The sequence below is a fragment of the Humidesulfovibrio sp. genome, assembly GCF_035560995.1.
GTDB lineage: Bacteria > Desulfobacterota > Desulfovibrionia > Desulfovibrionales > Desulfovibrionaceae > Humidesulfovibrio.
Genome location: NZ_DATMYK010000249.1, coordinates 1 through 3996 on the forward strand (window position 1 = coordinate 1; position 3996 = coordinate 3996).

The window sequence follows — 3996 nt, forward strand, 5'->3', positions numbered from 1 at the left end:
ATGTCGGCCAGGGCCTTGTCCGCGGCCGCCTGCGGAGCGCCCGCAGGCACCAGCAACAGGATGTGCCGGGCGCGCATCTGGGCGGGATGCTTGAAGGCATCGGCGCCGGCCTCGTACTGCTTTTTCACTTCCTCATCGCTGATCTTCTGCGCGGCGGCCAGATCGGCCACGGTGATGGGCAGGAACTCCAGGCGCACGCGCGCAGGCTCCTTGAAGCGGTCCTTGGCGGACTCGTAGTAGGCGGCAAGCTGCTCATCAGTGGGCTTCACCTGGTCGGCAAAACCCTTCACGGGGAAGCTCAGGGTATCGATGCGCACGGTCTCGCGCGCCCACTGGAACAGGCCCTTGGCCTCGGGCTCGGTGACCAGGGCGGCCACGGCGGAGAAGCCCTGCATCTTCTGGATCACCTGGCTGTTCTGGAGGTCTTCCTCGAAGCGCTTGGGGCTGGTGTGGTTCTGGGCCAGGGCGTTCTTGTAGATGGCGGCGTCGAATCCGCCGGAAGCGCCCTGGAAGGCCGGAATGCTGCTGATGACGGCGCGCAGTTCCGCCGGGGACACGGTGATCCCCATTTTCTTGGCGGCGTTCAGAAGCAGCTTGGTATCCACCAACTGGGTGAGGATGGCCTGCTTGAACTGCGGCGTGTTCAGCTCCTCGGCGCTGGCGCCGGGATTCTGGCGGCGCATGGCCGTGACGGAATCCTCATAGGCCTTCTGGAACTCGCGGGCGCTGATGGCTTCCTCGCCGACATAGGCGACCACCGGTTCCTTGCGGTCCGAGAAGCTGCCCATGCCGAAGGAGAATATGAAAACAAGTATGATGATGCCAAAGGCGATCTTGATTCCCAAGCTTCCGGCGTTTTGGCGTAACCTTTCGAGCATGCTGTCTCCGATGCTTTGCGGACTGTTTGCTTGCGTGCGGCGCGGAAAATTCCCGATGCCCTACGGGGGATCAGGAAAGGCGGACGGTGTTGAGCAGTCCGCCCGATTGGATAATCTCCAGTTCCTTGGCCGTCAAATCATTTGTCACCGCGACCTTGGCCCCGCCCTCGACCAGGATGTCGATGGGCTTGCCGGGCTTCAGGCTTCCGGCGGGAATGGTGAGCGCGGCCCCTTCGGCCAGGGTTTCGTAGTCGTCCTTGTTCACGAGCAAGAGCGGCAGGATGCCGAAGTTCACCAGGTTGGCGCGGTGGATGCGCGCCAGGGACTTCACGATGACGGCGCGCACGCCCAGGTGGCGCGGGGCCAGCGCGGCGTGCTCGCGGCTGGAGCCCTGGCCGTAGTTCTCACCGCCCAGGATGAAGCCGCCGCCGAGGGAGCGGATGCGGGCCACGAAGCCGGGGTCCACCTTGGTGAACACATGCTCGGAAATGGCCGGAATGTTGGAACGCAGGGCCATGATGGCCGCGCCCGCGGGCATGATGTGATCGGTGGTGATGTTGTCGCCCACCTTGAGGGCGATTGTGCCCTCAAGCTTGCCCTCGAAGCCGCTGAAGCGCTCCAGGGCCACGATGTTCGGCCCGCGCAGGATCTCCACGTCCTTGCCGTCCTGCGGGGGGAACACGAAGAGCTGGCGGATGCTCGGCACGCGCTTGGGCAGTTCGGCCTTCTTGGGCGGGGTGCCCCAGGTGGCGGGATCGGTGAACTTGCCGTTCAGGGCGGCCATAGCCGCGGTCTGCGGGCTCACCAGGTACACCTGGGCGTCCTGGGTGCCGCTGCGGCCCTCGAAATTGCGGTTGAAGGTGCGCGCACACACGCCCTTGGAGACCGGCGAACCGCCGATGCCGATGCAGGGGCCGCAGGCGCATTCGAGGATGCGCGCGCCAGCGTCCAGCAGCGGGTCGAGCAGTCCTTCGGCGGTCAGAAGCTTCAGCACCTGCTTGGAGCCCGGGGCGATCAGAAGATCGGTGGCCGGGTTGATGCGCTTGCCCTTGAGGATCTCGGCCGTGGCCTTGAGATCCGTGTAGGAGGAGTTGGTGCAGGAGCCGATGGCCGCCTGGTCCACCTGCATGCCCGCCAGGTCCTTGATGCGCACCATGCGGTCGGGCATGTGCGGGGCGGCGGCGAGGGGCTCGAGCGCGGAGAGGTCGATCTCGACCTCTTCGTCGTAGGTGGCCTTGGGATCGGCCGCCAGGGCGACGAAGTCCTCGGGCCGGCCCATACGCGACAGGAACTTCTTGGTCTGGCCGTCGCTGGGGAAGATGCTGGTGGTTGCGCCCAGCTCCGCGCCCATGTTGGTGATGGTGGCGCGCTCCGGCACGGTCAGGGTGGCCACGCCCGGGCCGGTGAACTCCATCACCTTGCCCACGCCGCCCTTGACGGAGAGCTTGCCCAACAGGTGCAGGATGACGTCCTTGGCGCTGGCCCAGCCGGTGAGGGCGCCGGTCAGGTTCACGCGCACCACCTTGGGCATGGGCAGCATGTAGGCCTCGCCCGCCATGGCCAGCGCGACGGACAGGCCGCCCGCGCCGATGGCCAGCGCGCCCACGCCGCCCGCGGTGGGCGTGTGCGAGTCGGAACCGATGAGGGTCTTGCCGGGCTTGGCGAAGTTCTCCAGGTGCAGCTGGTGGCAGATGCCCGTGCCGGCGGGAGAGAACACGATGCCGTACTTCTCGGCGATGGTGCGCAGGTAGCGGTGGTCGTCCGGGTTGCGGAAGCCGGTCTGGAGCGTGTTGTGGTCCACGTAGCTCACGGAGAGTTCGGTGCGCACGCGCGGGATGCCGATGGCCTCGAACTGGAGATAGGCCATGGTGCCCGTGGCGTCCTGCGTCAGGGTCTGGTCGATGCGCAGGCCGATCTCGGCTCCGGGGGTCATTTTGCCGGAAACGAGATGCTGGGCGATGATCTTCTGAGTGAGGTTGCGTGCTTTGGCCATCTGCGGGATGCTCCTTTGCTTCCTTGGAATTTCTTTCTCTGGCTAGAAAACGAGGCCGCCGGCGCTGTCCACGCCGACTTCGTCATATCCCAGCCGGATGCGGTTGATCTTCTTGCGCCGGAACTCCATCTCCACCTCCAGGCGCAGCTTGTTCTGCTGCAGGCGGAAAATCTCGGCGGCGTGGAAGACCCCGGCGGCGGGGTCCTCCGCCGCGAGGAGCTCGCGACAGCGCTTCACGCAGTCGTCGCGCTCCTGGGTGAACTGGGCCAGCTCCGCCTCACAGCGGGCCATGGCCTCAACCCGAGACTCTGACTCTGCGGTTTTTGGGCTTTGCGTCATGCTTTTCAGGCTCCTTGGGCGCGGGCGCGGGGTCGCGCGCAATGGGCAGGGAGTTGAACAGGGCCCAGAAGCGGGGCCACAGGGCGGCCAGGCCGCCGGGGTTGTCCAGCGCGATGCCGGGGCGGATGAAGGAGATGAGCGCCAGGCCCATGGAGCACCAGGCGTCCGGTGCGGTCCACACATTCTCCCACACGGACTGCGGCCCGCTGGTGATGACCAGGGTGTCGTCGCCGGGCTCGTCCGTGGAGCTGAAGGCGGCGCCGAGGCGGTCCAGCAGGTCCATGGCCCAGGCGCGGCAGGCCGTTCCGGCCAGACCGCTGGGCAGGGCCACGGTGGCGCCGCCCGCCTTGAGGGCCAGGGCGATGGCCAGGGCCACGTAGCGAGGATCGCGCCCCATGCCGAGGCTCTGCCCCGCGTTCAGGGGCGCGCTGCGGCAGATGGCCGCGCCGCCCTCGAAGGCCGGGGCCAGGCCCAGGGCCTTGAAGTCCGCCAGCACCGGGGCGGCCAGGGTCAGCTCGCCGGAAAGGCGGGCAAAGCCGCCCGCCATGGCGGGCACGGCCAGCACATAGGCGGCCAGGGCCGGGTCCATGGGCAGGGCCGGGGCCTTGGGCAGCTTCGGCGCAGCGGCCGGAATGACATATTCGTCACCTTTGCGCAGGGCTTTGACCTGGCAGAGGTTCAGCACGCTCACGGCTTCGTCCAGCGCGGCGGCCTGGGCCTCGGCCGCGCGGGCGTCGGTGGAAAGGCCGATGCGCAGGCCCTCGGGGTAGCTCCAGGCGGAGATGG

At 67.4% G+C, this 3996-nt stretch carries 3 protein-coding genes and 1 pseudogene; all 4 read right to left on the reverse strand.

Annotated elements, in window-relative coordinates:
• Nucleotides 1-878 (reverse strand): SurA N-terminal domain-containing protein (locus VN419_RS09720; RefSeq protein WP_325646948.1); only part of this gene is annotated, 878 nt, incomplete at its 3' end.
• Between the two features lie 70 nt (nucleotides 879-948).
• Nucleotides 949-2871, reverse strand: coding sequence for an aconitate hydratase (locus VN419_RS09725; protein ID WP_325646950.1), 1923 nt, complete (start codon nucleotides 2869-2871; stop codon nucleotides 949-951).
• A 42-nt stretch (nucleotides 2872-2913) separates the two neighbouring features.
• Nucleotides 2914-3162 (reverse strand): hypothetical protein, encoded by a 249-nt coding sequence (locus VN419_RS09730; RefSeq protein WP_325646952.1) that lies wholly within the window; start codon nucleotides 3160-3162, stop codon nucleotides 2914-2916.
• Nucleotides 3163-3166: 4 nt separating this feature from the next.
• Nucleotides 3167-3996, reverse strand: a pseudogene (locus VN419_RS09735) (hypothetical protein); the annotation flags it as partial.